This is a genomic window from Pseudoalteromonas sp. S2755 (assembly GCF_005886535.1).
GTDB lineage: Bacteria > Pseudomonadota > Gammaproteobacteria > Enterobacterales > Alteromonadaceae > Pseudoalteromonas.
Window position 1 is genome coordinate 1 of the sequence record NZ_PNDS01000274.1, and the last position, 278, is coordinate 278.

The following is a 278-nucleotide window of genomic DNA, read 5'->3' on the forward strand; positions in this document are numbered from 1 at the left end:
ACAATGAAAGTCCAACTTTAGAATTTGGAAACTGGTTAGCCTACTGTGTGTTTTGAGCCTAATGCTGGGCTGCGAATCGAAAGAAGAGCGTAACCAGCAAACCATTTCACATACACTGCAAGAAGCTTCAACAGCGAAAAATACGCTGGGACCCGCCCTTGATAAAAAGCAGGTGAGAAATGCCAACCTTTTCACTGAGTATGGCAAAGTACTTAGGCAGCACAAACCTCAGGTCAGCGAAATTGCGCAAATTTTTTCCCAAGACTGCACAAGCAGCG

The 278-nt window shown here is 45.0% G+C and carries 1 pseudogene; it reads left to right on the forward strand.

Features of this window, described 5'->3' with window-relative positions:
* Positions 1-61 precede the first annotated feature (61 nt).
* Positions 62-278: pseudogene (locus CWC03_RS23205) on the forward strand (CHAD domain-containing protein); the annotation flags it as partial.